General features: G+C 69.0%; 1 protein-coding gene and 2 pseudogenes. All 3 read left to right on the top strand.

Features of this window, described 5'->3' with window-relative positions; genetic code table 11:
• Positions 1-536: pseudogene (locus ACLJPY_RS50150) on the top strand (Crp/Fnr family transcriptional regulator); the annotation flags it as partial.
• Entirely contained in the window at positions 536-709 is a 174-nt protein-coding gene (locus ACLJPY_RS50155; protein ID WP_410598090.1) for a hypothetical protein, read from the top strand. The pseudogene ACLJPY_RS50150 and the gene ACLJPY_RS50155, both read left to right, overlap by 1 nt.
• Positions 706-913, top strand: a pseudogene (locus tag ACLJPY_RS50160) (Crp/Fnr family transcriptional regulator); the annotation flags it as partial. The gene ACLJPY_RS50155 and the pseudogene ACLJPY_RS50160, both read left to right, overlap by 4 nt.

A 913-nucleotide genomic window follows, 5' to 3' on the forward strand; every position in this document is an offset into this window, starting at 1 on the left:
GCGAACGCCAGGAACACGAACTGGTCAACAACACCGACTTCGGGCTCCTGCACAACGCCGACTTCGCCCAGCGCATCCCCACCCGCACCGGCCCACCCACCCCTGATGACCTCGACGCGCTGCTCACCCTGGTCTGGAAAGACCCCAGCTTCTTCCTCGCCCACCCCAAAACCATCGCCGCGTTCGGCCGCGAATGCACCAAAGCCGGCATCTACCCCACCAGCGTCGACCTCGCCGGCCACCAAGTCCCCTCCTGGCGCGGGATCCCCATCCTGCCCTGCAACAAAATCCCCGTCACCGACACCCGCACCAGCTCCATCCTGCTCATGCGCACCGGCGAACAAGCCCAAGGCGTCGTCGGCCTCCACCAAACCGGCCTGCCCGACGAATACCAACCCGGCCTCAACGTCCGCTTCATGGGCATCAACGACCAAGCCATCATCTCCTACCTCGTCTCCGCCTACTACTCCGCCGCCGTCCTCGTCCCCGACGCCCTCGCCGTCCTCGAAAGCGCCGAACTCGGCCGGGAGGGATGATGCCCGAACCCGTCACACCACCCCGCACACCCGACACACCCCCGCGCCCACCCGCCCTGCCCGCCTCGGCGTTCGGGCCGACCGGGCTGGGCACCACCGCCGCCCGCATCGTCCCCAAAACCGGCGGCACCCGCCCACCCGACCCCGACCTCGACCGGCGGGTGACCCCGTGACCGTCACCGAACAAACCACCTCGGTCCAGCTGTCGTTGAGTGTCACCGCGGCGCGGACGCTGACCACCACCACCAAAACCCGGCCGCAGATGCGCGGCATCACCACCCGCTGGCTGCTGTCCCAGCTGCCCTGGGTCGAGGTCCCCGCCGGCTCCTACCGCGTCAACCGCCGCCTCACCTACACCCTCGGCGACGGCAAACTCA

It is taken from the genome of Amycolatopsis sp. lyj-23 (assembly GCF_046549135.1).
Classification (GTDB): domain Bacteria; phylum Actinomycetota; class Actinomycetes; order Mycobacteriales; family Pseudonocardiaceae; genus Amycolatopsis.